Genomic DNA, 321 nt, shown 5'->3' with positions numbered 1-321 from the left:
ATCAGATTATGGCGAATGAGCTGAAGGTTCCTCATGTGGTGGTTTCTTCTATTTATATGGCAGTGCAGGCAATCATTGTCGTAGGATATATAATGTGTCTGGATTCAGGCTACCGGTATCTGCTATGTACCATCCTTTTGTTAAGTCTCATTTATGTCTGTTTCATGAGAAGGTATTTTGGATTACATCAATCCATTTGAAATAGGCTTTCCTTTTCTTGATTAAGTTGGCTTGCCTAATCTGTTAGATTGTAAATCAATACTTTGTAAACTTATCTCAGAAAACAGCTTCAGCGAGGCTGTTTTCTTTGTTTGCAGGCAT

1 pseudogene is annotated in these 321 nt (G+C 37.4%); it reads left to right on the top strand.

The annotated features are described in order from the left end of the window. A pseudogene (locus E5355_RS19280) lies at positions 1-200 on the top strand (UDP-GlcNAc--UDP-phosphate GlcNAc-1-phosphate transferase); the annotation flags it as partial. Positions 201-321 lie beyond the last annotated feature (121 nt).

The organism is Bacteroides muris (ex Afrizal et al. 2022), from assembly GCF_004793475.1.
In the GTDB taxonomy this organism is placed as follows: domain Bacteria; phylum Bacteroidota; class Bacteroidia; order Bacteroidales; family Bacteroidaceae; genus Bacteroides; species Bacteroides muris.
Note: the sequence above shows the minus strand (reverse complement) of the source record. Positions and strands in the feature narration are given on the sequence as shown.